Raw genomic sequence first — 24,756 nt, forward strand, 5'->3', positions numbered from 1 at the left:
CAGTGAACTTGTTCGTTGTTGCGGGTGCAAAAGTAGTGAGCCTTCACCCTTAATCAATACTTTTTCTTAACCTTTTTTTAATCTATTTTTTAATTAGCTGGAAAAGTGAACTTTGTGTTTTAACGTTTTTTATATTTGTGCGAATTTGGAGTTTATTTTGGGTGGTTTTGTTGATTTCTTTGTGTGTGTTTTGTTGGGTTGGGTGGTTTTGCTTCTTGAATTGACTCTGTTATGTTGTATTTCAAGCTTGTATTGTTTCTGATTCTATAAATATAGCATGACTAACGGCTATTATTACACACTTTATATCCTAATGTGAATTCGATTAGAGCGGAAATGTGTTTCAATTATACTATATCGTACCTACGGCACTACCTTGATGACGTAAATCTTTTTTTGCTACCTATATGTCATGCCTAACGACATTGTTTATACCAGTGGTGAATTGTGGTCAATATATTGTTACGTGTAAACCTCTTGGACTCGCCACAACTATATATGATATATAGCAGCATTATTCTACACACAGTGCATTTACTTAAATGTAAGTAGAAATGATATGTCGTATCTACGGCACTATCTTGATAACGTGATATTTTTTTACTAACGATATTTCATGCCTAACGACATTGTTTATACCAGTGGTGAATTGTGGTCAATATGAGGTGGTGTGTAAATTGATCTAACTCGATCATACTACATGCCATGCCTACGACACTACCTTGTTCACATAAATCTTCTTTGCTACCTATATGTCATACCTAACGGCATTGCTTAAATCATTGGTGAATTGTGGTCTATATGTGGTAGTGTGTAAATTGATCTAACTCGATCATACTACATGCCATACCTACGGCACTACCTTGATGACGTAAATGTTTTTTTTGCTACCTATATGTCATGCCTAACGACATTGTTTATACCAGTGGTGAATTGTGGTCAATATGAGGTGGTGTGTAAATTATTACAACTCGATCATACTACATGCCATACCTACGACACTACCTTCTTCACATAAATCTTCTTTGCTACCTACATGTCATACCTAACGGCATTGCTTAAATCATTGGTGAATTGTGGTCAATATGTGGTAGTGTGTAAATTGATCTAACTCGATCATACTACATGCCATACCTACGGCACTACCTTGATGACGTAAATGTTTTTTTGCTACCTATATGTCATGCCTAACAGCATTTATTACAGCACTCATGAACTACACTCAATCGTTGTGGTGTGTAAATTGTTATAATTCGATTAAACTATATAACGTGCCTATGGCACTAACGGGATCATTTCATGCTCTTCGGTACCAATATATCATGCCTAACGGCATTATAGAAATTGACTGAATTATCTGAAGTTACCATCCAGCTAAAGCTGGCTGCAATTAAAAGCGTGCAGATTTACTAATTATCTACCTGAAATACATACATACATACATACATACATACACCTCATATATATGAATCCAAGAAAATAGAGAACATGATTCTAGTATTCACAACTATATCCGTTATTAAATCAGTACTCATAAACAATAGATAGATTTTATAGCTTTCTACAGAGAAAAGACCAACCCATCTGTCCTAATCAGTATAATCTAACTGGATTTTTTTAAGTTACCCCAAATGTTAGGTCATATATCAAATAGTGAAGGTTAAAGACTTTTAAAATACACAAAATGGAGTTGAATTCGGATTTTAGGATACTAACAAAGAAGAACGATACTTCCCTCCTAGCCCCGATAGAAGTGAATATCCTTTTTTGAGGCTTTTTCTACCGATAAAAAGATTGAAACGCATAGCGGGACCACACTTACTGATGAAAATAGTATTACTGCTCCTAAGAAAAACTCATTCTACAATGAGTGCTGTTCTTAATCGAATTTAATGGCTTTAACTGGAGATATTTTGGTTATGATGTAAGAAGGGATCAACAGGACAACAAAACAAACTCCGATTGTGAGTAGGTTCAACATAATGATGTACCAAAAATTGAAATAAACTGGTGCTTCGTTGACATAATAATTTTCAGGATTGAGCTTAATCACCCCAAAATACTGCTGTATTAAAAGTATAGATATTCCTATGAGGTTCCCCCAGAACAATCCTCGAAATATAAGATAGGTAGCATTATAAAGAAAAATACGTCTTACACTCCAATTATCCGCTCCTAATGCTTTTAAGATTCCGATCATTTGCGTACGCTCCAATATAAGCACTAATAAAGCTACGACCATATTAATTGTGGCAACCAAAATCATGACAACTAAGATGACAATAATATTGAAATCAAACAATTTTAACCACTCAAAAATATAACTATACTTCTCTATAATAGTCTTTGAATTGAGCGTCGAACCAATATGCTGGTATATTTCTTGACCTGCCTGATCAATTTCATCAAAGTCTTTAACAAACACTTCAAATCCCCCTACCTGATCTTTAGACCATTTATTAATTCGCTGTAAATGGCGGATATCTCCCAAAATAAAAGTAGCATCAAATTCTTGAAAACCTGAATTAAATATCCCGACAATCTTAAAACGACGACTGTTAGGCATTTTATTCTCCCCTTCTTTCATGAAAAAAGTATTGAATGAATCACCAACTTTAAAGTCAAGACGATTGGCTAAGAACTCAGATATCACTACTTCTTCATTTAAGGAACTACTATAATCTGGTAATTTACCTGCAATTAAGTATTCCATAATATAGTGCCAGTCATAATCTTGACCAACTCCCTTGTACACAATACCTTCAAATGCAGTCTCCGTTCTTATAATTCCAGCTTTACTTGTGACTGCTTGAACGTGGCTGACCTCTGGAACATCTTTGAAAACCGGATAAAAATCTTGATTTATTGAAATGGGTCTTAAGGTTGTATCGGATTCGTTACTATCAAAATTAGAAATATAAACATGACCATTAAAGGCTGCCACTTTTTCGCGTATCTTTTGCTGCAACCCTATCCCTGTAGCAACTGAAACAATCATCATAACCATTCCAATCGCAATAGCCGAAATTGCGATTTTGATAATTGGAGCAGATATACTGCTACTATTATTCTTGGCAGTAACTAATCTTTTAGCTATAAAATATTCTAGATTCAAGTTGTTGTTGTTTATTAACCCACTAAGATACCTAAGATACCAAGTGATACTTTTATTTAAAGTGGCAATTTTTTCTTCATTTCTTCGATGATATTGTAAGTTGCTGGGCAAATAGGGATGTTTTTTAGAGTCAAATCCGTAATTTGCTGAAACTTTTTGCGATCGGTATGTGGAAATTCACGACAAGCTTTTGGCCTTACATCGTAAATCATACACGCATTGTCACTACCTAGAAAAGTACAAGGTACTGAATTCAAAACATAATCTTGATCTTCATCCATACGCAGGTACTGCTCAATAAACTGTTGCGGCTTTTGTCTTAAAGCCTTAGAAATACGTTCAATATCTGCCGAGGTAAATAATGGACCCGTAGTTTTGCAACAGTTAGCACAATCCAAACAGTCCGTTTTTTTAAATTCGGCTTGATGAAGATCTTGCATAATGTAATCTAAATTCTTGGGAGTCTTTTTTTTTAGCTTATCAAAATATTTTTTATTTTCTATATGCTTATCTTTGGCTAACTTTTCGAGTTCGTTTAATTGTGGTTCCAATAATTGAGATTAAAAATTCACTACAAAGTTAAACAACTTTTAGCCCTTGACCATATACTTTAAATTAAAAAAAATGAAAGACCTTTTTGGCACAGCAATACTAGATTATCAAACCAATAATTCACCCCAGGATTTAATTACCTTCACCTCAATATCTGAAGAGGACGAAATGTCTGTTTCTTACTTGTTTCGTTCTTATTCTGAGATGCCTTTGATAGAACAAAAAGCACTACAAATAGCTAGAGGTAAAGTCCTTGATATTGGATGCGGAGCAGGCAGCCATAGCTTGTACCTACAACAAGAGAAAAAACTCGATGTTACCGCCATTGATATTTCAACAAATGCTATTGAAGCTTGCAAACTAAGAGGTTTGAAGAATGCTACTGTACTAGATTTCATGAATCTTAGTGATAATAAGTTTGATACTATTTTACTCCTTATGAACGGAACAGGAATTTGTGGTAAATTAAAAAACCTCCCCATGTTCTTAACAAAACTAAAATCACTTTTACTACCTGACGGACAGATTCTCATCGATAGTTCTGACCTAATATACATGTTTGATGAAGATGAAGATGGTGGTAAATGGATTGCATCTGAAAATGAATATTATGGTGAGTTAACTTTTCATATTAAATACAAAGGCAAAAATGAAACCCCTCTAGATTGGCTTTATTTAGACTACAACACACTACAAAATGCCGCTAATGATAATGGTTTTAAAACTGAACTACTACTGGAAGGTAATCATTATGACTACTTAGCCAAATTATCTTTATAACTGTATATAAAAAAACCAAACTATAAATTTAGTTTGGTTTTTTTATACATTAGGGTATATTTAAATATTTATGAGTTTGTAAGGATACTCTCCATTTTGGATTATTCATTACATAATCAACTATCAATTCTGTCATTTCTTCTCTCTTACTCCACTCTGGCTGCAGAAACAATATCGCATTATCATTTACCAAATGCGCTTGCTCTTCGGCAAATATAAAGTCATGCTTATTATGAATAATAACTTTTAATTCATGTGCAGCGGCATAAACTGTATCTGTTGGCAATTTATTTTTCTTTGGAGAAAGACAAATCCAATCCCATGTACCTGATAAGGGATATGCACCTGAGGTCTCAATATGTACTTTTCGGTTGTTTTCTTTTAATTTTTGAGTTAAAAAACTCATATCCCAACTCAGGGGCTCTCCTCCTGTTACAACGACAGTTTCTGAAAACTTACTTGCATTTAATACAATCTGATCTACAGCTGTAGGCGGATGAAGTTCAGCATTCCAGCTTTCTTTTACATCACACCAATGACAACCAACATCGCAACCACCAATTCTAATAAAATAGGCTGCAGTTCCTGTATGATACCCTTCCCCTTGAATCGTATAAAATTCTTCCATTAAAGGAAGCATCGCACCTTTATTAACTTCTAATTGTATTTCTTTTGATAACATTGTAAAAATTTGAAATACAAAGATAGTTATAAAAAAGAAGGAACTCCCACTACAAGAGCATTGAAATAATACTGTATAAAAAAACCGGTAACAAATGTTACCGGTTTTTAAAAAATCAAAGACTAATCTACTATTTTAAAGATTGTATAGATTGAGTAGCATATGCGTTCCCCGCATCAATAGCAAGCGTTTTATTAAAAAACTCTAAAGCTTTTACCTTATCGGTATTAGCATAACCAGCTGCCATTGTATTGTAACTTTCAATTAATTTACTTTTTACTGTAGGTTTCGCCAATTCTTCTGGCCCCTTTTGAGTTACAAGATCAATATATTGTTGGTAATACTTAATCATCAATTCATCATTACCTAACAATGACTGTGTTCTAGCACGGTAAACGTAAACATCTTGTGTAGCAGGTGAAGCTGTAATAACATTACCAAAAGCAATGTCTGCTTTTTGAAGCGCAATAGTATCTTTAACGGCACCCGTTTTTGTGTTATCAAAATAAATTGAATTACCTAAATAGAAATTATCTAATAAGTAATTTTTAGAATCTTTATTAGAAGTAGCTATTTCAAATACTTCAGATGCTTCTTTAAATAATTTTTGTTCGTATAATTTTTTCCCTAAATCACCAATTTCAGCAGTAAGAGAAGGCTCCATATCTACTGCTTTCTTAATATTAACGATAGCATCATTAAAAACAGGTAAGTCTAAAGAATCATCCGCTTTAGTAGCTTTCTTTACTTTAGCTAGTCCTAAGTACATATAATCCTGAGCAATAATTTTATTAGAAGAATCATTTATAAATGAATTCAAAGAAGAAATAGCACTATCTGTATTACCATTTTCATAGGCTGCATACCCTAAATATCTAAGGATTCTAGGGTTAACTTTGTCTAATTGTTTCATTTTCTCAGCTTCAATTTCTAAAGCTTTATAATCTTTAGCTAAAATTAAGAAATCTGCATGTCTCATACGAGATGCTAAAGAATAATCAGTCATAGCCATATACTTTTTATAATAGGCTAAAGCTTTTTTTATGTACTCATCATACTTAGATGGTTGATTGTTTCCCCATAAATAGTATGTCTCAGCTAATTCACGATAAACTGGTCCATAAGATGGGTTACTTGCAATTACATCATCATATGCAGCTACTGCTTCAGTATATGCTTTTGCTCCTTTAAGCAAAACACCTAATTCCATTTTTGCTCTTATTAAAGAACTATCACCTTGATAAGCATTACGATATGCACGGTATGCTTCATTTTGATTTTTATCTCCATAATATGCATCACCGAAAGCCAAAAGTACTTGAGGCTCTAAATCATTCTTTTCTTTTGCAAGCTCTAAAACAGCTAAAGCACCTTTATAATTAGGATTATTAGAATTCATGAAAGCACGTGCAATATAAACATACTCCTGATAATCTTTACGTCTCATTTCTTTTTTAGCCAATTCAAATTTTGCATTTGCACCTGCTAGATCACCTTTGTCAAGCAATAATTGACCAAGACCAATATTATTTAAATGCCCTTCTTTTTTTGCATTTAATCCTTTATCATATGAAATCTTAGCTGAATCTGCTACATTTTGAAAAAGGTAAACATTTCCTAATAGAAAAAAAGCTTCACCATTACTATCATCAGATTTAACAATAGACTTTAAATTCATCTTTGCTTTATCATACTGTTCTGCATCAATTTCTTTTTTAGCTTCATCAATATTTTGCGCTTGCATTACAGAAACTGAAGCCATAAAGGCCATACTTAAAACTTTAAAATTCTTCATTTTGTCATTTATTAATTTATTCATTTTCATCTCTTATTTTTTTGATCAATTACTTGAACAAAAGTTTTCTACCCGGAACACGAATTGGCAACAAACCCGACTTCAATATAATTCTTTGTCCAATATCACCTGCCACAAAGGATGCAAAACCCATCCCCAAACCATTAAAACCTTGACAATTTATTATAAACAAATCACGTGCCAAAGGATATGTCCCTTCTGCAATATTGTTTTGAGTAGGTGCAAAAAAACCTTTTTCACCAATACCTTGTACACTCAAAACATTAATACTGCTCAAATATTTTTTAATATCTGCCGTAGGCTGATATAACCAATTTAATCCAACTACACCAATCATCCCTTCATTCTCAGAAACAAACTTCACTACTTCTTCATTTGTTTTGAAAGAATAGATTCCGTTATCCGGACTATTTTTTAACCCAGCCAAGTCATTCATATAACGAACAGTACTTGAATTAGGATTATCAAAAACTAATCCTTTTATTTTATTTCTAGAATTGCCTTTCATAAAAGAAATAACATCCTTAAGTGAGATTAACGTATCATTATCCATTTTATTGGATATAAAAGCAATTGCATCTGTACCTATTTTGGTAACCTTTGGGATAATTTTTTCTTTTTTGAAATAGCTCAATTCTGCTTCATTTAATTCTCTAGCCAAAACGATAATCCTAGTAGTGTCTTCAACTAAAGCTAAGGAAGCTTCCTTTTCTGACTTTGAATTTAATACAATTTTCGCATTATATTCACTTTCAAAAACTGCAATTTGATCTTCAATAATAGGCTTTAATGTTTCATCAACAATAATGGTTGTCCCACCTTTTAAGATTGTTTCATCATCGTTAGAAGAATTCTTGCAACAAAAAAACAAACTAGAAGACAAAATAGCAAATACAACTAAAAAGCTTAATGATAATTTCATATCTAAAATTTATTATAGCCAAATGACTAAATGATTTGACTCATTCTTTATTGTCTTTAATTATTCGAATGCAACGAATAAAAGCATAAACAATCAACAATAGTCCAAAAGCTATTCGGTAACTCATGCTCATGTCTAATGGGAAATTTTTCATAAATATAACAAATAATCCCAAAACTAAATAGAGCGTAAAAAACAAAATACTTATAAAAAGAAGAAATCGCTCTTTGAGCGATTTCTTCTGAAAATTTCTATAAAATTTATCCAACATCACTCTGCTGATTGAATAGTAATTGGTAAAGAATATAATACCCTTACTGGTTTTCCATTTTGCACACCTGGATTCCATTTTGGAGATTTATTCAAAACTCTAATAGCTTCTTTTCCAGTTCCAAAACCAATATCTCTTAATACTTTGATATCTGTAAGCGAACCATCTTTTTCAACTACAAAAGTAACATATACTTTACCTTTAAGACCTTCTTCTTCTGGAGCTCTATAATTATTACCTACAAACTTGTAAAACTTTTCAATTCCACCTGGGAACTCTGGTTTCACTTCAATACCTGCAGTGTTATAAATTTGAGTATCCTCTTCAACTACTTGACTCGTTTTTGGTCCGTTACCAACAGGCGCAACAGATAAAACTGCATCTGGATCACCTTTAATAGTTGTCGATCCAAGTTTTTTCTCTTTGATCTCAACAATTTTAGGTGGCTCCTCTGTAACCTCCTCTGCTTTAGCCACAACTGGCTTTACAAATTTCACTTGATCCACTTTAGGTGGTGGTGGTGGTGGTGGTGGTGTAAACTTTTTAATTTCCTCCTTTTTTGGCTTTGGTGGCAATTTAACAGCAACGATCTTTTGATCTAATACTATATCATCATTTGAACTGTCAGGAATCATACTTAAGATAAGTGGTGCACTCAAAGCTAAAGTAAACAAGATTGAACCAATAATAAGTGCCCTTACTGTAGTTTTTCTGTTTTCTTTTCTTAAAACATATGCACCATAACTTTTATTTTTTCCTTCGAAAACAATGTCCAGCCAATGGTTTTTTAATATATCTAATTTCATTTTTCTTAATTATTAGGTTATTAAGAAAACAAGATTGCTCCTATTTTCCTTCTAACAATTTTGTTTCCTCAGGCGAAAAATCATTAACGATCGTGTAAGTAGGTACGTTAGAAATAGCCATCTCATCTAGAATGTCAATCACATTTTTGTAATTAGACTTTTTACTAGGCTTAATGATAACAATCATTCCTTGATCAGGTTTTCCTTTTGCTGTTGAGTAAGCTAAAACTTCTTTCTTTCTCTTCAACAATTCTTGACGAATTCCTTCTTTACCATATGCGATATCTTTAGGACCTGCAATTGGATTATTTAACAATCCCATGTAAAAAACTAATTTATCATCAGCTCCCATCATTACAGTTAACGTACGATTCTCATCTACTTTGATATTGGCATCATCGTCTTTTGGATCTTTATCTGGCAACCCCAAACTCATCGATTGAGGTTTTGACAACGTGGTAGTCAACATAAAGAATGTGATTAATAAGAAGGCCAAATCCACCATAGCAGTTAAATCTACTTTTGAGTTTTGTTTTTTACTTCTTACTTTACCACCTTTTTTGCCTCCACCGTCGCCGGTATTTAATTCAGCCATTTTAGTGTGTTTTTTTTAATTAAAAATCTTTACCTCTTAAACCAGTAACCAAACTAAAGCTATTGATTTTCTGATCTTGTAGTAAATCCATTACTTTTCTAATAGCATTGTACTCTTCTTTTGCATCTCCTTTGATAGCGACTTGTAATTCTTTATCATTAACTTCTATATTCGCAAGACGCGCATTATAGATCCATTCTTTCAATTGATTATCAAGTGAATCTAACGGTATACCAGTTTGACCTGCTTTATTCCTGTCAGACGCTTTCATTTCAATGATTTGCTTTAGATTTGCAATTGACACACCAAAATCATCCATTCTTGAAAATGTACTCTTATCCGCTTCGGAAAATTCTACATTATACTTTTCAGCCATCAATTCTAGTGTTCTTACTCGAACTTCTTTTCCTTTCAAATCAAAAAACACTTTTCCTTTACCAACTGTCAATGTAGCTAAATCAGAGTCAGGTAATTTTGTCTGAACTGTTGAAGAAGGCGTATCTACAGGCAAAGCCTCAGGTATTTTGGCTGTTGAAGTCATTACAAAGAAGGTAAGTAATAGAAACGCGACATCGCACATTGCAGTCATGTCCGTAGACCCCGGATTTTTTTTTATTTTTATTTTAGCCATTCTTTTTATTTTTTATTTGATATAAATATCAAAGTATTATTGCTTCAAACTTCCTCTGAATCTTCTGTAAGAATTTACAATTGAAACAGCTGCCTCATCAATAGAGTAAGTTAAATCATCAATTTTAGATGTAAAGAAGTTATAAGAGATAATAGCTACTGCTGAAGTACCAATTCCTGTCGCTGTATTAATAAGTGCCTCAGAAATACCACTTGCAAGTGCAGCTTGGTCAGGAGTACCAGCAGATGCCAATGCACCAAACGCTTTAATCATACCCGATACAGTCCCTAACAAACCTATAAGAGTACCCAAAGAAACTAAAGAAGAGATAATTGTCATGTTCTTTTGTAACATTGGCATTTCAAGAGAAGTTGCTTCTTCTATTTCTTTATGAATAGTTTCAGCTGCTTCTTCGCTATTGAATCCTTCTTTTTTAACTGCTTGGTATTTCACAAGTGCCGATTTGATTGCATTTGCAACAGAACCTTGTTGTTTGTCACAAGAAACAATTGCTTCATCAATTTCACCTGCTTTGATACTTGATTGAATTTTTGTCATAAAAGTATCTAGTTTAGTTTTACCAGCTGCTTTTGAGATCACAAAATATCTTTCAATAGAAAAAACAAGAACCATTAATAACATTCCTAATAATACCGGTACAATTGCACCTCCATGATACACTTGACCTAAAGTATTCAACGGATGACCTTTCTCGACGTTTCCTCCTTCAAAATTGGAAGCATCTCCCATTATAAATTTCCAGATCATGATACCCACACAAATACATGCTACAATAATCAATCCTGAAACCATTCCTCCACCATTTGAAGTGCTTTCCTTTTTAACTTGAACGTTTGCCATTTTTTTTAATTTTAATGTTTTTAAATAATTTATTTTAGTTGTAATTAACTTGTCGTGAAGCAAATTTATACGTTTCATTGAAATAAAAAAATTTTTTTTTGTTTAATTGTAATTTTTTATTGTGTTAAAAAAATACTTCTCTTGATATTTATTGATTTTACATCATTATTCCCGCAATAAAACCTTAAAAACGAAGTAATAACTAGCGTTAATAGGTTTTCACAACTAATTTCATAAAAAACACTTAACATTAATTTTAACCCTAACTTTTAATTATTAATAATAAAAAACAATAATAATTGCATTAAACATTAAAATTGACTATTTTTAGAAATTGATAACCTCATATTAAAAGAAAATTAAATTTACGTTATGAATAAGATCGAGAGCTTCTCTAAACAGATTAATGAAGGTTATTTTTGTAAAGGAGACAGCATAATTATTGGAGGAGGAATACTAGACAATGAAGCAATTGCCGACACACTAGTTAAGATACCTCTTAAAACATTAAACCGACATGGTTTGATTGCTGGAGCTACAGGAACAGGAAAAACAAAAACAATACAAGTGCTCTCCGAGCAACTATCATTAGCAGGAATCCCAGTATTAATGATGGATATCAAAGGAGACTTTAGCGGAATAGCTAAAGAGGGGGAAGAAAAGAGTTTTATTACCGAGCGACATGCTAAAATTAATCTGCCCTACTCTATAGCCAAATTTCCGGTTGAATTACTTACTTTATCAGAACAAAATGGTGTTCGCTTGCGCGCAACGGTATCTGAATTTGGTCCTGTACTTTTTTCTAGAATTTTAGATCTTAATGATACACAATCAGGTGTTATCTCTATAATATTCAAATATTGCGACGACAATAAAATGCCTTTATTGGATTTAAAGGACATCAAAAAAGTAATTAACTACATCACAGATGAAGGTAAAGAAGAAATAAATGAACATTACGGCAAAATTTCAACATCGACTACAGGAACAATACTAAGGAAAATAATCGAATTAGAGCAACAGGGAGCTGAATTATTTTTTGGCGAAAAATCATTTGAAATAGATGATTTGATGCGAATTGACGAAACAGGTAAAGGATATGTAAATATCATGAGATTGACTGACATTCAAGATAAACCTAAGCTTTTCTCTACTTTTATGCTAAGTCTATTGGCTGAAATTTACCAACAAATGCCTGAACAAGGAGATTCTGGTCGACCTGAGTTAATTATTTTTATTGATGAAGCTCACTTGATTTTCAAAGAGGCCAGCAAAGCATTATTAGAACAAATTGAAACAATCGTAAAGCTTATTCGCTCCAAAGGAATTGGAATCTACTTTATCACACAAAATCCAATGGATGTGCCTAGTGGAATCCTAGCCCAATTAGGTTTGAAAATACAGCATGCCCTGAGAGCATTTACTGCTAATGATCGTAAGTCAATCAAACAGACTGCGGATAACTACCCGATCTCTGAATTTTACGAAACTAGTGAAGTACTAACTAGCCTGGGAATTGGAGAAGCACTTGTCACAGCTCTTAACGAAAAAGGAATCCCCACCCCTCTAGTAGCCACAATGTTACGCGCACCTATGAGTCGAATGAACATTTTGACTGAAACTGAAATCCAAGAGATCAACAATCAATCGAAATTGGTGAAAAAGTATAGCGAACTTATCGACAGAGAAAGTGCTTATGAAATGCTTAACAAAAAAATCACTGAAATAGAGAAAGAAATTGCAATGCAAGAAAAAGCAAAAAAAACTATAAAAACAGAGAAAATAGTAACATCAAGAGGACCAAGTACTACTGAAGTTGTCGGAAAATCGGTTTTAAAAGTACTTACTAGCGCAACGTTTATTCGTGGATTCTTTGGCGTACTTTCAAAAATAATGAAAAAATAAAACTTCTTTAAATCCTTTTAAATCATATTAATCTTTTCTGTTTTCAAAATAGAGAAGGCTTTTTACATTTTCAAATGAAAAAATTTCTAATACAAAATACACCCTTTGTAGTCCCAACAACTGACGGAAAACTAATTGAAGAACATCACGGATTGGCATCTACACAAAATACTGAAATATCTGTGGCACATATGGTGGCACCTCCAAAATGGAGCGAACCTTATCAAACACCTGAATTTGATGAATACACTTATATAATTAAAGGTAAAAAGCAATTTACAATTGATGATGAAGTTTTGATTCTTACCGCAGGACAATCTATTCATATTCAAAAAAACACTCGCGTACAATACTCGAATCCATTTGATGAAGAATGTGAGTATATTGCTATTTGCAAACCTGCTTTTGACTTCACAAAAGTACATAGAGAAGAGTAGTTGTTTTTAAAGAAACAACTCATTTATCACATTGTATTGAACTTACTAAAATCAAAAAAACTTATAAAGTAACACAAATTGCATGACTGGGAGACGTCAATTTTACTACTCATGCCATTTTTACTACGTTCTTAAACTAGAAGAAAAACTACACGAAAAGCTATTTTAGGTATAATTAAAAAGGTATTATTCTACTTTTAAATAGAACTATACCTTATGGATTTAGCAAAAAATCATTGAGCTAGGAATTCTATTTAGCTTCGTGAGACATAGTAGAAGGAAAGCCAATATAAAGTGTAGCTGTAGCGGAACTTATTGAAGACTCGTAACGAAGAACCCAATTCAGTATAGTTATTGAAACTATTAAGGGGTACTCACATATTACTATTGAAAATACAATCTTTTGTAACAAAAAAATCTCGCCAATACTGACGAGATTTTTTTATAATTATTCTTTTTAATTTGATTAGATGATTAACATCGCATCACCATAAGAGTAAAATTTGTAGCCTTCTTTGATTGCTTCATCATAAGCCAAACGCATTAAATCATGACCACAAAATGCCGAAATCATCATTAATAATGTAGATTTTGGTGTATGAAAGTTTGTGATCATACAAGTTGCAATACTAAACTCATGTGGAGGGAAAATAAATTTATTTGTCCAACCATCAAAAGGGTTTAGAGTTGCTTGTGATGAAACTGCACTTTCTATTGCACGCATAGAAGTTGTACCTACGGCACAAATACGTTGTTTTCTTATTTTAGCATCATTAACTATATCACAAGCTTCTTGGTTTATTTTTAATTCCTCAGAATCCATTTTGTGTTTTGATAAATCTTCAACTTCAACTGGATTAAAAGTCCCTAACCCAACGTGCAAGGTAACCTCTGCAAACTTAATACCTTTGATTTCTAATCTTTTCAATAAATGTTTAGAAAAATGCAATCCTGCTGTTGGAGCTGCAACAGCACCTTCTTCTTTTGCATAAATCGTTTGGTAACGATCTGCGTCTTCTGGAGTAACATCTCTACTGATGTATTTTGGGATTGGAGTTTCACCAAGTTCTGTTAGTTTTTTTCTGAATTCTTCGTAAGAACCATCATAAAGGAAACGCAAAGTTCTTCCGCGAGAAGTAGTATTGTCAATTACTTCGGCTACTAATGAATCATCATCACCAAAGTACAATTTATTACCAATACGTATTTTACGCGCTGGATCAACCAAAACATCCCAAAGACGTTGTTCTGCGTTTAATTCGCGAAGTAAGAATACTTCGATTCTTGCACCTGTTTTCTCTTTGTTCCCGTATAAACGAGCAGGAAAAACTTTGGTGTTATTAAGGATCATTACATCACCATCATCAAAATAATCGATAACATCTTTGAACATCTTGTGTTCTATGGTTTGTTTTTTACGATCAATAACCATTAAACGAGCTTCATCTCTGTTTTCTGAAGGGAATTCAGCTAGAAGTTCTTTTGGCAAATCAAATTGGAAATGTGATAATTTCATTATAAAAAGTTATGAGTTATAAATTATAAGTATAAGTTTTGATCCTTAAAATTATAATCCGTTTGCAAATATACTATTGTGAGATAGGCGTTGTCAAGTGTTTTGCTATTTATTTTTGTTAAAAGACAGTTAATCAAAATAAACGATCAAAAATCGTAACAAAATCAAAGCTTTTCACCTTACACTTCTGTCTCATTGAAGCCTAACTTTTTCATGTCTTCCCAGAAATCAGGGTAAGATTTTGAAACTACTTCAGCATTTTCGATAATAATAGGTACTTTTAAGGCTAAAGGTGCGAAAGCCATTGCCATACGGTGGTCATTATAAGTGGCAATCTTGATATTATGATTGATTTCATTAGAAGCTACTAAAGTTAAGGTTTCATTAGTAACAGAAATATTTGCTCCTAATTTAGTTAACTCAATTCGCAATGCTTCTAGACGATCTGTTTCTTTGATTTTTAAAGTATGAAGTCCCGTCAAATGGCAACCAATTCCTAAACCTAAACAGGTTACTACAATCGTTTGTGCAATATCCGGAGTATTATTAAGATCTAAATTTAAAGTTTCAAGTTTAAAGTTTGGCACTTTGGTCAATGTCAATGCATTATTTTCAAAACGTGACTTCACTCCCATTAGTTCGTAAATTTCGACCAAAGCAGAATCTCCTTGTAAACTATTTTGCTTATAACTTGAAATTGTAATCGAAGCAGTATCTGCCAAAGCGACCAAACTAAAAAAGTAAGAAGCCGAACTCCAATCGGATTCCACAACCATTTCTTTAGATGCTACTTCAGTAACTGGATATACTTTAATGGTATTGCCTTCGAATGTAGTTTTGATATCTAAATCATTTAGCAAAGCCAAAGTCATTTTGATATAAGGGACAGATGTGATTTCACCTACTAGGTTAATTTCGATTCCGTTTTCTAATTTTGAAGCGACTAATGAAAGTGCTGAAATATATTGACTACTTACATTAGCTGGAATATCAACTTTTGAAGCGGTGATTTTTTGGCCTTTGATTCGGATCGGTGGATACCCTTCTTCTTTTTCATACGTAATTACAGCACCCAATTGTGCTAAAGCGTCAACCAAAACTTTGATAGGTCGCTCTTGCATTCTTTGTGAACCTGTCAACACTACTTCACACCCTTCATTTACTGCAAAATAAGCTGTAAGAAAGCGCATAGCAGTTCCAGCGTGATGAATATCAACTATGGTATCATTTCCTTTTAAGGCTTTTTGCATTACTTCACTATCATCAGAGTTAGAAGTATTTGCTAATGTAATATTAGGAAACAAAGCTTGCAATAATAATAATCTATTAGTTTCGCTTTTAGAACCAGTTACAGCAATTGTTGCTTGTAAATTGGAATGTGTAGTTTGTAACAGTAAATTCATTTTTGTAATTATGAGTTATGAATAATGAGTTATGAATGCGTAATTATGAACTCAAAATTTAGGCGCAATTTACTATTCCTTTGCTAAAATTCATAATTTATAATTCACAACTACTAACTTATTTTAGTTTGTCATTGTTCTTATGACGGTCTTTATCTCTTATTGATTTAAGATCCATTTTTTTATCAAAAACATCTTGTAAATCTATTCCTGTTTGATTTGCTAAACAGAGTACTACAAAAACCACATCAGCTAATTCCTCGCCTAAATCTTTGTTTTTATCTGATTCTTTTTCTGATTGTTCTCCGTAACGTCGCGCTATGATTCTAGCCACTTCACCAACTTCTTCAGTAAGTTGTGCCATATTGGTCAATTCATTAAAATAACGAACACCATGTTCCTTAATCCAAGTATCTACGTCGAGTTGTGCGTTTTTTAAGTCCATCTTATTCTCTATTTTTTGAATCAATAATTATTGTAACAGGGCCATCATTAACGAGGGCCACTTTCATATCAGCGCCAAAAATACCTGTTTGGATATTCTTATTCAATTCCTTTTCTATCTTTTGTACAAAATTCTCGTATAGCGGAATTGCAATCTCAGGTTTTGATGCTTTGATATATGAAGGACGGTTGCCTTTTTTGGTAGCAGCCTGCAAGGTAAACTGACTAACCACAAGTACATCACCATCAACATCCTGAACAGAATCATTCATGACTTGATTTTCATCTTCAAAAATGCGGATTTTAGTAATTTTACCAACCAACCAATCGATGTCTTCTTGTGTATCTGCATCTTCTATTCCAATCAAAACAAGTAAGCCTTTTTGAATAGAAGCTACTATTTTGGCATCAACAGAAACGGATGCTAAAGAAACTCTTTGGATTACAACTCTCATAGCTACGTAAATATTTTTTTTATTCTAAATACTTAAAATCTTTTTCAATATGCCTTTTCATTAGTCATTTAAAGGTTTAAAATACAAAAGGTATTCTATATCTCTAAATCATCCTTTTGAGGGTAAGGGTAATTACGCTCTACCTTTATCACTATTCTGTCGCTCTTCGTCATAAATATCGGTACGATATTGTTCTTCGTCCCCTTCAAGAATTTTGAGGTAACTATTGTATCTCGACCAAGCAATTTCATCATTTTCTAAAGCATTTTTAACTGCACATTTCGGCTCGTCTTTGTGCAAACAATTATTGAACTTGCATTGGTCTTTTAGTTTAAAAAATTCGGGGAAATAGCCACCAATTTCAGCAGGTTCCATATCGACCATTCCAAATCCTTTGATTCCTGGAGTATCGATAATACTAGCTCCAAACGACAAATCATACATCTCTGCAAATGTAGTAGTATGTTGCCCTTGCTTGCTGGCATCTGATATAGTTTTCGTCTTCAAATGCAACGATGGTTCCATTGCGTTTACCAAGGTTGATTTACCCACACCTGAATGACCAGAGAACATACTCACTTTTCCTATCATCATTTCTTGTAGTACCTCAACACCTTTCATTTCGGTAGAGGAAACTCGCAAGCACTTGTATCCAATTTCTTGATAAACATGTTGCATATACAATTGCTCATCAAGTGTATCTTCATCAAAAGTATCTATCTTATTGAAAACTAATATAGTTTCGATGCCGTATGCTTCTGCAGTGACTAGAAAACGATCTATAAAATTAAAGGTTGTAGGAGGATTATTGACAGTAATCAATAAAAAAACGCAGTCAATATTGGAAGCAATAATGTGCATTTGGTGTGATAAATTCACCGATTTACGCACAATGTAGTTTTTCCTTTCATGAATATGATGTATTACTCCTGTAACCTGCGCATTGTTTTCTTCGATCTCAAAGTCTACATGATCACCCACAGCAATAGGATTGGTACTTTTAATACCCTTCATCCTAAACTTTCCTTTTATTCTACATTCTACAAATTCGCCTTGGTCCGATTTTACATTGTACCAGCTTCCTGTTGATTTATAAACGATTCCTGTCATGGGGCAAAGATAATTTTTTGTTTTAAGTTTAAAGTTTGAAGTTTGAAGTTTTTTACCATTTAATAAAAATAAAAAAATCCCAAAACATAAGGTTTTGGGATTTTTTCATCATTTGAAAACAAAATAGTAATCTGCATTCAACTATCCGTTGATCACTTTTTCTTGGTGTTCAATACTTTCTTGGTGAATTGCTTTGAATAATTTCACAGTGAATTCATCTGATAAACCGCTTTTATTACCTGCTGCAATCACTTTCTCTTGGATTTCATTCCAACGACTGTTTTGCAATACAGCTACATTATTATCTTTTTTCACTTGACCAATTTCTTGCGCCACAACCATACGTTTTCCTAACAATTCCAAAAGGTTTTGATCTAATATATCGATATTAGCTCTCAATTTTGTCATTTTGTTTTCAAAATCGCTATCTCCACTCACTTTTCTTACTTTCAAATCTTTGAAAATTTGTTTCAAAGTATCAGGAGTAACTTGTTGAGCCGCATCAGACCAAGCGTTGTCTGGATCGATGTGCGTCTCAATGATCATACCATCATAATTCAAATCCAAAGCTTCTTGAGTAACTTCAAGAATCATTTCACGGTTTCCAGTGATATGTGATGGATCAATAATTAATGGTAAATCAGGGAATTTATTTTGCAATTCAATAGCAATTTGCCATTCTGGAATGTTTCTGTATTTAGTTTTTTGGTAAGTAGAAAAACCTCTATGGATAACCCCTAAATTTTTGATACCTGCCATGTACAAACGCTCAACACCACCTAACCACAAAGCCATATCTGGATTTACTGGGTTTTTAATCAAAACGATTTTATCTGTACCAGCCAATGTGTCAGCAATTTCTTGAACTGCAAAAGGGTTTGCAGTTGTACGAGCACCTACCCATAAAACATCAATATCATGCTCCAAAGCCAATTTACAGTGTGCAGCTGTAGCAACCTCAGTTCCCATTAGCAATCCTGTTTCAGCTTTAGCTTTTTGTAACCATTTCAATCCAATTTCACCAACACCTTCAAATCCTCCTGGACGTGTTCTTGGTTTCCATATACCTGCTCTAAAAACACTTACATCAGAATCTTTCAACTCGTGAGCAATTTTCAAAACTTGATCTTCAGTCTCTGCACTACATGGTCCAGCGATTACAAACGGATGTTCCAATTTGAATGCGTCCAACCAATTTCTCATTTCTTTCTTATTTTCCATCTTTACTAGTTTTTAGTTTCTATATTTTTAATTATTTTTTTTTCTTATTCTATTTTCCCATACTTATTTCTTCAAACCGTTCAGGATTACTTTAATTTTATTTACACTTTGCATTTCATCATAAATTGCATCGTAATTATCATCTTGTAATAATTCTTTGAACTGGGTTAAATTCGAAATATATTCTTCCAACGTTTCGACAACCTGCTCCTTGTTTTGTTTAAAAATTGGTGTCCACATTGCTGGCGAACTTTTTGCCAAACGAACCGTACTTTCAAAACCAGAACCCGCCATATCAAATATATCTTGCTCAATTTTTTCTTTCTCAATCACCGTTTTGCCAAGCATAAACGAACTTATGTGTGACAAATGCGATACGTAGGCGATGTGCTTGTCATGAGATTTTGGATCCATGTATCGTATGCGCATCCCGATCGCTCTAAACAAATCCAATGCACGCTCTTGTAACTTAAAAGCTGTTTTTTCGACCTCACAAATAATGTTTGTTTTACCTTGATACAAACCAGTAATCGCTGCCGATGGACCAGAAAACTCCGTACCTGCAATTGGGTGAGCCGCTATAAAATTTCTTCTCTTTGGATGGTTTGCAACAGCTTCACAAATCGGACTCTTGGTCGAACCAACATCAAAAACAATTGTTTCTTCGCCTGCATAATCCAAAACTTGTGGCACGACCTTCATTGCTACGTCAACAGGAACCGATACGATTACAAAATCAGCATTCACAACCTCTTCCAATTTGGCTGCGTGGTCAATTACCCCCAATTTCAATGCTTTAGCAACGTGATCTTCATTCAAATCCACGCCATAAACCGTCGCCTCTGGGTATAAACCTTTGATGTCCAAAACCATCGAACCACCAATCAATCCTATTCCAACTACATATACTTTCATTCTTCTTTTTATTTGTAGCTAATCCTGCTATCCGCTCTATCTTTTTCTAGCAAAAAAAGCTAGAAAAAGGATGCCGCTTCTATCAGGGCTAAGGCATTTCATTTATTAACACAATTCGATTTAAATCAAAAAATATTCGCAATACAATCTAAAATCGTTAATCAACAATCTAAAACCTTTCAATCGCTTCTTTTATCTTTTCTTCTTTCACACACAATGCAAATCGAATATATCCTTCGCCATTACTTCCAAAAATAGTTCCTGGTGTAATGAAAATATATTTTTCATTCAAAATCTGATCAATAAATGCTTCCGAAGATGTGATTCCTTCTGGCAATTTTGCCCAAACAAACAATCCAACACCTTCTTTATATACTGTACAATTCAGCTTTTCGGCCAATTGTTCTGTCAACACTCTTCTTCTGGCATAAACAGCGTTCATGGAGTCAAACCAGCTTTTGTCACTCTTCAAAGCAGCAATCGCCCCTTTTTGAATCCCAAAAAACATTCCGCTATCCATGTTGCTTTTTACTTTCAAAACAGCATCAATGCAAGCTGCATTTCCCAATACCATCCCAACACGCCATCCTGCCATGTTAAAGGTTTTACTCAAGGAGTTTAGTTCCATTGCCACATCCTTAGCACCTTCAACCTGCAACAAACTCATTGGTTGGTCGTTCAAAACAAAACTATAGGGATTATCATTAACCAATAATATGTTGTGTTTTTTAGCAAAAGCAATCAATTTTTGAAATAAGTCTAGGCTTCCTCTTGCACCCGTAGGCATGTGAGGATATCCAATCCACATGATTTTTACTTTCGATAAATCTAATTTTTCCAAAGCTTCAAAATCAGGTTCCCAATTATTTGCTTCTTTCAAATCATAATATACTGGTACTGCTCCAACCAAATTGGTAACCGAAGTATAGGTAGGGTAACCTGGATTCGGAATCAAAACATGATCGCCCTCGTTTAAAAACGCAAGTGAAATATGCATAATCCCTTCTTTCGATCCCATCAATGGCAAAATCTCAGTTGCTGGATTAACCGTCACTCCAAAATTATTTTGGTAAAAGTCAGCCATACTTGAACGTAACTCTGGTAAACCTTGATAACTTTGATATTGATGCGCATTTTCATCCTTCATCCCATCAATCACTGCATCAATCACGTCTTGCGACGGACTCAAATCTGGACTCCCAATTCCCATATTGATAATTGGATTTCCTTCTGCAGCTAATTGTCTTACCTCTCTTAATTTTGAGGAAAAGTAATATTCCTCAACTGTATTCAACCTATTGGCTAGTGTAATCATACTATTATATATTACTCATTTCTGAGGTATTACCTTTTAAACTTTCAATCTAAAAACTTAAAACCAACAATTTATAACGGTTTCGTATTCTTATATTCACCCAAAATTTTGAAATATTCTGCCATGATTGTAATCAATGACTTTGCTTTGGCAAAATCAGCATAGTTTTCGAAAGTCACGTCTACAAAAAACGAGTATTTCCAAGGTGTTTCTATTTTTGGCAAGGATTGAATTTTGGTTAAATTGATTTTACAATCACTCATTACATTCAGAACAGCCGCTAAACTTCCTCGCTTGTGATCCAATTCAAATTTGATCGAAGCACGATTGATTTCATTTTGAGGCACAAATGAATTCTCTTTATTAATGATTACAAAACGAGTCATGTTATTTTTTATCGTTTGTATCGCTGGAGCCAATATCTCCAATCCATACATTTCTGATGCTACGGTACTCCCAATTGCTGCAATTCCGCTCAATTGCTTAGTCTGAATTCTACGGGCTGTTTCGGCTGTATCTTTATCCTCTACAATTTTGATGTGGGGATAGGTTTTTAAAAACTCCATACACTGCAACAAGGCCATTGGGTGCGAATACACTTCTAGTATGTCTTCTACTTTTTGACCCGGTAATGCCATTAGATTCTGACTTATATTAAGATAATGCTCTCCTATTATATGCAAATCATTCTTATCGATCAAAGCATAATTTGGAATGATTGGTCCTGCTATAGAATTCTCAATTGCCATTACTGCCTGAGTTGATTTCCCTGACAACAAACTAGTCACCAATTCTTCAAAGGACAAACATTCGTCAATATCAACATTTTGATCATAATACTCCTTCACCACTTGATGATGAAATGAGCCCTTTATCCCTTGTATTGCAATTTTCGCTTCCATAAACTCAAAAAAAAATCCTGATTTTCATCAGGATTGTATATTATTTTTATTTGTTTCTTTATTTCTCAAATAACCATAGCACAATCCTTACTTCCCGTAGAAGAAGAAAAAAGTATTGCTAAAATAAAATCGGTTATTAGACATCTGTACAGTTTTGTAATAATTTTGAGTAGCAAATGTAAAACTTATTTTAAAAGCATGCCAAAAAAATATCAAATATTTTTAAAAAATATAGAAAAACCAACAAATACAAACGATTTTTCTTTATCAGCAACAGAAAAAGAAGAAAAAAACAGATTTTTTACCAATTTGATAATTTGAAATCAAAAAACAATTATAAACTATACAAAAAATTCTAACTTTATAGAAAAGTAATCCAATAAATACATCAAATTGCAAGTTGAAATTCGAAACTAAATATTTTTCTGTTTACTTTTGCATCAAACAATAAAGGTATGTCAATAGCGGTTACAAATATATCTAAGAGTTACGGAACTCAAAAAGCATTAGATAATATTTCTTTCTCTGTAAACAAAGGAGAAATTGTTGGTTTTTTAGGTCCTAATGGCGCTGGAAAATCTACTTTGATGAAAATTTTGACTACCTATATTACTGCCGATGAAGGCACAGCTCTTGTCAATGGTCATGATGTACAACTAAATGCAAAAGCAGTTCAATTATCTATTGGTTATTTGCCAGAACACAATCCGTTGTACTTGGATTTGTATGTTCGCGAATATTTGGCTTTTAATGCAGATGTTTACAAAGTTGCAAAATCTAGAATTGAAGAGGTGATTCAGCTAACTGGTTTAGCAAGCGAAAGTCATAAAAAAATAGGTCAGCTATCCAAAGGATACCGTCAACGTATAGGACTAGCAAACGCCTTACTACACAATCCTGATGTTTTAATTCTTGATGAACCAACTACAGGCCTGGATCCAAACCAGTTGATCGAAATAAGAAACGTAATTAAAAACGTAGGTAAAGACAAAACGGTTTTCCTTTCTACACATATTATGCAGGAGGTGGAAGCGATTTGTGATCGCGTCATCATCATCAACAACGGAAAAATTGTTGCCGACAAAAAACTAGATCATCTTATCTCCGAAGAAAAAGAACAGGTTCTAGAAGTAGAATTTGATTATAAAATAGAAGAGCAAGTAATTGCCAAAATTGAAAACTTAGTTTCGTATAAAAACACCCACGACATGACATGGGAACTGACTTTTAAAGCGGATAAAGACATGCGTCCCACAGTTTTTGACTTTGCCAATGAAAATGGATTGAAAACACTACAACTCAATCAGAAAAATAAAAACTTAGAAGCTATATTTAGGGAAATTACTAAGTAAGTTTTTAGTAATCAGTCTTAAAGCAAAAAGCATCGTTTTTATGGTGCTTTTTTGTTTTAAGTTACTTTTCCATTATTATTCAACATATAAACCTCAAATATTTTTTATATCTAAAATTTATCCTGATATTTGAAATTCACTTTTTAATCAGAAATATTATGAGAAAAATTACTTTTTTGTTTTTAATCGTTTTTATTAGCTTTTCGTCTACAAAAGCAGTAGCGCAGTCTGAACCTTTCATAGGTCAAATTTCTATGTTTGCAGGTAATTTTGCACCAAGAGGTTGGGCATTCTGTGACGGCCAATTATTAGCTATCTCACAAAACACAGCATTATTTAGCATTCTAGGAACAACTTACGGCGGCGATGGAAGAACAACCTTTGGTCTACCTGATTTGAGAGGAAGAGTACCAATGCATCCCGGAACTGGATTTGGTCTTTCACGAAGAAGTTTAGGTGAATCCGGAGGTTCTGAAACAAATACATTGAATATTTCCCAAATGCCTTCACATAGTCATACAGTAAATGCAGTAAGCACAGACGGAAATACAAATGATCCCACAAATGCAGTTCCAGCAAATACAAAGGTACTTGACAAAGAATACTCTACTGCAGCAACTGATGCTGTTATTATGAAAAGCACCATGATTAGTCCAGCTGGAGGTAATTCCTCTATCAATAATATGCAACCCTATAAAGCTATAAACTTTATAATTGCCTTACAAGGTATATTTCCATCTAGAAGTTAAA

General features: G+C 33.4%; 23 protein-coding genes. 5 read left to right on the forward strand and 18 right to left on the reverse strand.

Translation table 11 applies throughout. The features are described 5' to 3' along the window. Positions 1 to 1,879: 1,879 nt before the first annotated feature. The gene (locus M2326_RS04310; protein WP_264618323.1) at positions 1,880 to 3,115 is read right to left on the reverse strand and encodes an ABC transporter permease; all 1,236 of its coding nucleotides are present in this window, start codon (positions 3,113 to 3,115) and stop codon (positions 1,880 to 1,882) included. A 56-nt stretch (positions 3,116 to 3,171) separates the two neighbouring features. Then, complete coding sequence (locus M2326_RS04315) at positions 3,172 to 3,666, reverse strand: YkgJ family cysteine cluster protein (protein ID WP_264618324.1); 495 nt, start codon at positions 3,664 to 3,666, stop codon at positions 3,172 to 3,174. A 73-nt stretch (positions 3,667 to 3,739) separates the two neighbouring features. Between M2326_RS04315 and M2326_RS04320 the strand changes: the two genes are divergently transcribed. Beyond that, positions 3,740 to 4,447: a class I SAM-dependent methyltransferase gene (locus M2326_RS04320; RefSeq protein WP_264618325.1), complete on the forward strand. Its 708-nt coding sequence runs from the start codon at positions 3,740 to 3,742 to the stop codon at positions 4,445 to 4,447. A 49-nt stretch (positions 4,448 to 4,496) separates the two neighbouring features. On the opposite strand, the gene M2326_RS04325 is transcribed toward M2326_RS04320, so the two are convergent. The 7 genes from M2326_RS04325 to M2326_RS04360 form a co-directional block, all read right to left on the reverse strand. After that, the gene (locus M2326_RS04325; RefSeq protein WP_264618326.1) at positions 4,497 to 5,129 is read right to left on the reverse strand and encodes a 7-carboxy-7-deazaguanine synthase QueE; all 633 of its coding nucleotides are present in this window, start codon (positions 5,127 to 5,129) and stop codon (positions 4,497 to 4,499) included. A gap of 130 nt (positions 5,130 to 5,259) precedes the next feature. After that, on the reverse strand, positions 5,260 to 6,954 hold the full coding sequence (locus M2326_RS04330; protein ID WP_264618327.1) for a tetratricopeptide repeat protein: 1,695 nt from the start codon (positions 6,952 to 6,954) through the stop codon (positions 5,260 to 5,262). Positions 6,955 to 6,973: 19 nt separating this feature from the next. Then, positions 6,974 to 7,867, reverse strand: a complete 894-nt coding sequence (locus tag M2326_RS04335) for a PstS family phosphate ABC transporter substrate-binding protein (protein WP_264618328.1) — start codon at positions 7,865 to 7,867, stop codon at positions 6,974 to 6,976. A 270-nt stretch (positions 7,868 to 8,137) separates the two neighbouring features. After that, complete coding sequence (locus M2326_RS04345; protein ID WP_264618330.1) at positions 8,138 to 8,944, reverse strand: energy transducer TonB; 807 nt, start codon at positions 8,942 to 8,944, stop codon at positions 8,138 to 8,140. A gap of 40 nt (positions 8,945 to 8,984) precedes the next feature. Then, on the reverse strand, positions 8,985 to 9,539 hold the full coding sequence (locus tag M2326_RS04350) for an ExbD/TolR family protein (protein ID WP_264618331.1): 555 nt from the start codon (positions 9,537 to 9,539) through the stop codon (positions 8,985 to 8,987). A gap of 19 nt (positions 9,540 to 9,558) precedes the next feature. Further along, a complete protein-coding gene (locus tag M2326_RS04355) occupies positions 9,559 to 10,170 on the reverse strand; it encodes an ExbD/TolR family protein (RefSeq protein WP_264618332.1) in 612 nt (203 codons plus the stop codon). Between the two features lie 36 nt (positions 10,171 to 10,206). Continuing rightward, positions 10,207 to 11,031: a MotA/TolQ/ExbB proton channel family protein gene (locus M2326_RS04360; RefSeq protein ID WP_264618333.1), complete on the reverse strand. Its 825-nt coding sequence runs from the start codon at positions 11,029 to 11,031 to the stop codon at positions 10,207 to 10,209. A 372-nt stretch (positions 11,032 to 11,403) separates the two neighbouring features. On the opposite strand from M2326_RS04360, the gene M2326_RS04365 reads away from it, so the two are divergent. Beyond that, positions 11,404 to 12,936: a DUF853 domain-containing protein gene (locus tag M2326_RS04365; protein ID WP_264618334.1), complete on the forward strand. Its 1,533-nt coding sequence runs from the start codon at positions 11,404 to 11,406 to the stop codon at positions 12,934 to 12,936. 74 nt (positions 12,937 to 13,010) lie between these two features. Next, positions 13,011 to 13,373, forward strand: coding sequence for a cupin domain-containing protein (locus tag M2326_RS04370; RefSeq protein WP_264618335.1), 363 nt, complete (start codon positions 13,011 to 13,013; stop codon positions 13,371 to 13,373). A gap of 466 nt (positions 13,374 to 13,839) precedes the next feature. Here M2326_RS04370 and queA read toward each other — a convergent pair whose 3' ends face one another. From queA to M2326_RS04415, 9 genes are all read right to left on the reverse strand, one after another. Continuing rightward, positions 13,840 to 14,889, reverse strand: coding sequence for a tRNA preQ1(34) S-adenosylmethionine ribosyltransferase-isomerase QueA (gene queA, locus M2326_RS04375; RefSeq protein ID WP_264618336.1), 1,050 nt, complete (start codon positions 14,887 to 14,889; stop codon positions 13,840 to 13,842). Between the two features lie 179 nt (positions 14,890 to 15,068). Next, positions 15,069 to 16,292 carry a 3-phosphoshikimate 1-carboxyvinyltransferase gene (locus M2326_RS04380; RefSeq protein ID WP_264618337.1) on the reverse strand — a complete coding sequence of 408 codons (1,224 nt, stop codon included), beginning with the start codon at positions 16,290 to 16,292 and terminating at the stop codon, positions 15,069 to 15,071. Between the two features lie 118 nt (positions 16,293 to 16,410). Then, a complete protein-coding gene (locus tag M2326_RS04385) occupies positions 16,411 to 16,737 on the reverse strand; it encodes a nucleotide pyrophosphohydrolase (RefSeq protein ID WP_264618338.1) in 327 nt (108 codons plus the stop codon). Position 16,738: 1 nt separating this feature from the next. After that, on the reverse strand, positions 16,739 to 17,191 hold the full coding sequence (dtd, locus tag M2326_RS04390; RefSeq protein ID WP_264618339.1) for a D-aminoacyl-tRNA deacylase: 453 nt from the start codon (positions 17,189 to 17,191) through the stop codon (positions 16,739 to 16,741). Positions 17,192 to 17,323: 132 nt separating this feature from the next. After that, on the reverse strand, positions 17,324 to 18,301 hold the full coding sequence (rsgA, locus tag M2326_RS04395; protein WP_264618340.1) for a ribosome small subunit-dependent GTPase A: 978 nt from the start codon (positions 18,299 to 18,301) through the stop codon (positions 17,324 to 17,326). Positions 18,302 to 18,442: 141 nt separating this feature from the next. Beyond that, positions 18,443 to 19,522: a bifunctional 3-deoxy-7-phosphoheptulonate synthase/chorismate mutase type II gene (locus M2326_RS04400; RefSeq protein WP_264618341.1), complete on the reverse strand. Its 1,080-nt coding sequence runs from the start codon at positions 19,520 to 19,522 to the stop codon at positions 18,443 to 18,445. Positions 19,523 to 19,585: 63 nt separating this feature from the next. Then, positions 19,586 to 20,437 (reverse strand): prephenate dehydrogenase, encoded by an 852-nt coding sequence (locus M2326_RS04405; RefSeq protein WP_264618342.1) that lies wholly within the window; start codon positions 20,435 to 20,437, stop codon positions 19,586 to 19,588. A gap of 169 nt (positions 20,438 to 20,606) precedes the next feature. Next, positions 20,607 to 21,752, reverse strand: a complete 1,146-nt coding sequence (locus M2326_RS04410; RefSeq protein WP_264618343.1) for a pyridoxal phosphate-dependent aminotransferase — start codon at positions 21,750 to 21,752, stop codon at positions 20,607 to 20,609. Between the two features lie 71 nt (positions 21,753 to 21,823). Continuing rightward, positions 21,824 to 22,654 carry a prephenate dehydratase gene (locus tag M2326_RS04415; RefSeq protein ID WP_264618344.1) on the reverse strand — a complete coding sequence of 277 codons (831 nt, stop codon included), beginning with the start codon at positions 22,652 to 22,654 and terminating at the stop codon, positions 21,824 to 21,826. A gap of 455 nt (positions 22,655 to 23,109) precedes the next feature. Between M2326_RS04415 and gldA the strand changes: the two genes are divergently transcribed. Together gldA and M2326_RS04425 are read left to right on the forward strand one after the other, a co-directional pair. Continuing rightward, entirely contained in the window at positions 23,110 to 24,006 is an 897-nt protein-coding gene (gene gldA / locus M2326_RS04420) for a gliding motility-associated ABC transporter ATP-binding subunit GldA (RefSeq protein WP_264618345.1), read from the forward strand. Between the two features lie 158 nt (positions 24,007 to 24,164). Then, on the forward strand, positions 24,165 to 24,755 hold the full coding sequence (locus M2326_RS04425; RefSeq protein WP_319800820.1) for a phage tail protein: 591 nt from the start codon (positions 24,165 to 24,167) through the stop codon (positions 24,753 to 24,755). Position 24,756: the final 1 nt, after the last annotated feature.

Origin of the sequence: Flavobacterium psychraerolatum, from assembly GCF_025960985.1 — a bacterium.
Taxonomy (GTDB): Bacteria; Bacteroidota; Bacteroidia; order Flavobacteriales; family Flavobacteriaceae; genus Flavobacterium.

Bases quoted from the DNA above. Each gene is read 5' to 3' on its own strand.
- M2326_RS04320 (WP_264618325.1), top strand. From the start codon at position 3,740: ATGAAAGACCTTTTTGGCACAGCAATACTAGATTATCAAACCAATAAT.
- M2326_RS04330 (WP_264618327.1), bottom strand. From the start codon at position 6,954: ATGAAAATGAATAAATTAATAAATGACAAAATGAAGAATTTTAAAGTT.
- M2326_RS04325 (WP_264618326.1), bottom strand. From the start codon at position 5,129: ATGTTATCAAAAGAAATACAATTAGAAGTTAATAAAGGTGCGATGCTT.
- M2326_RS04385 (WP_264618338.1), bottom strand. From the start codon at position 16,737: ATGGACTTAAAAAACGCACAACTCGACGTAGATACTTGGATTAAGGAA.
- M2326_RS04400 (WP_264618341.1), bottom strand. From the start codon at position 19,522: ATGGAAAATAAGAAAGAAATGAGAAATTGGTTGGACGCATTCAAATTG.
- M2326_RS04380 (WP_264618337.1), bottom strand. From the start codon at position 16,292: ATGAATTTACTGTTACAAACTACACATTCCAATTTACAAGCAACAATT.
- M2326_RS04355 (WP_264618332.1), bottom strand. From the start codon at position 10,170: ATGGCTAAAATAAAAATAAAAAAAAATCCGGGGTCTACGGACATGACT.
- queA (WP_264618336.1), bottom strand. From the start codon at position 14,889: ATGAAATTATCACATTTCCAATTTGATTTGCCAAAAGAACTTCTAGCT.
- M2326_RS04360 (WP_264618333.1), bottom strand. From the start codon at position 11,031: ATGGCAAACGTTCAAGTTAAAAAGGAAAGCACTTCAAATGGTGGAGGA.
- M2326_RS04365 (WP_264618334.1), top strand. From the start codon at position 11,404: ATGAATAAGATCGAGAGCTTCTCTAAACAGATTAATGAAGGTTATTTT.
- M2326_RS04410 (WP_264618343.1), bottom strand. From the start codon at position 21,752: ATGATTACACTAGCCAATAGGTTGAATACAGTTGAGGAATATTACTTT.
- M2326_RS04350 (WP_264618331.1), bottom strand. From the start codon at position 9,539: ATGGCTGAATTAAATACCGGCGACGGTGGAGGCAAAAAAGGTGGTAAA.
- gldA (WP_264618345.1), top strand. From the start codon at position 23,110: ATGTCAATAGCGGTTACAAATATATCTAAGAGTTACGGAACTCAAAAA.
- M2326_RS04370 (WP_264618335.1), top strand. From the start codon at position 13,011: ATGAAAAAATTTCTAATACAAAATACACCCTTTGTAGTCCCAACAACT.
- dtd (WP_264618339.1), bottom strand. From the start codon at position 17,191: ATGAGAGTTGTAATCCAAAGAGTTTCTTTAGCATCCGTTTCTGTTGAT.
- M2326_RS04335 (WP_264618328.1), bottom strand. From the start codon at position 7,867: ATGAAATTATCATTAAGCTTTTTAGTTGTATTTGCTATTTTGTCTTCT.
- M2326_RS04415 (WP_264618344.1), bottom strand. From the start codon at position 22,654: ATGGAAGCGAAAATTGCAATACAAGGGATAAAGGGCTCATTTCATCAT.
- M2326_RS04425 (WP_319800820.1), top strand. From the start codon at position 24,165: ATGAGAAAAATTACTTTTTTGTTTTTAATCGTTTTTATTAGCTTTTCG.
- rsgA (WP_264618340.1), bottom strand. From the start codon at position 18,301: ATGACAGGAATCGTTTATAAATCAACAGGAAGCTGGTACAATGTAAAA.
- M2326_RS04345 (WP_264618330.1), bottom strand. From the start codon at position 8,944: ATGAAATTAGATATATTAAAAAACCATTGGCTGGACATTGTTTTCGAA.
- M2326_RS04405 (WP_264618342.1), bottom strand. From the start codon at position 20,437: ATGAAAGTATATGTAGTTGGAATAGGATTGATTGGTGGTTCGATGGTT.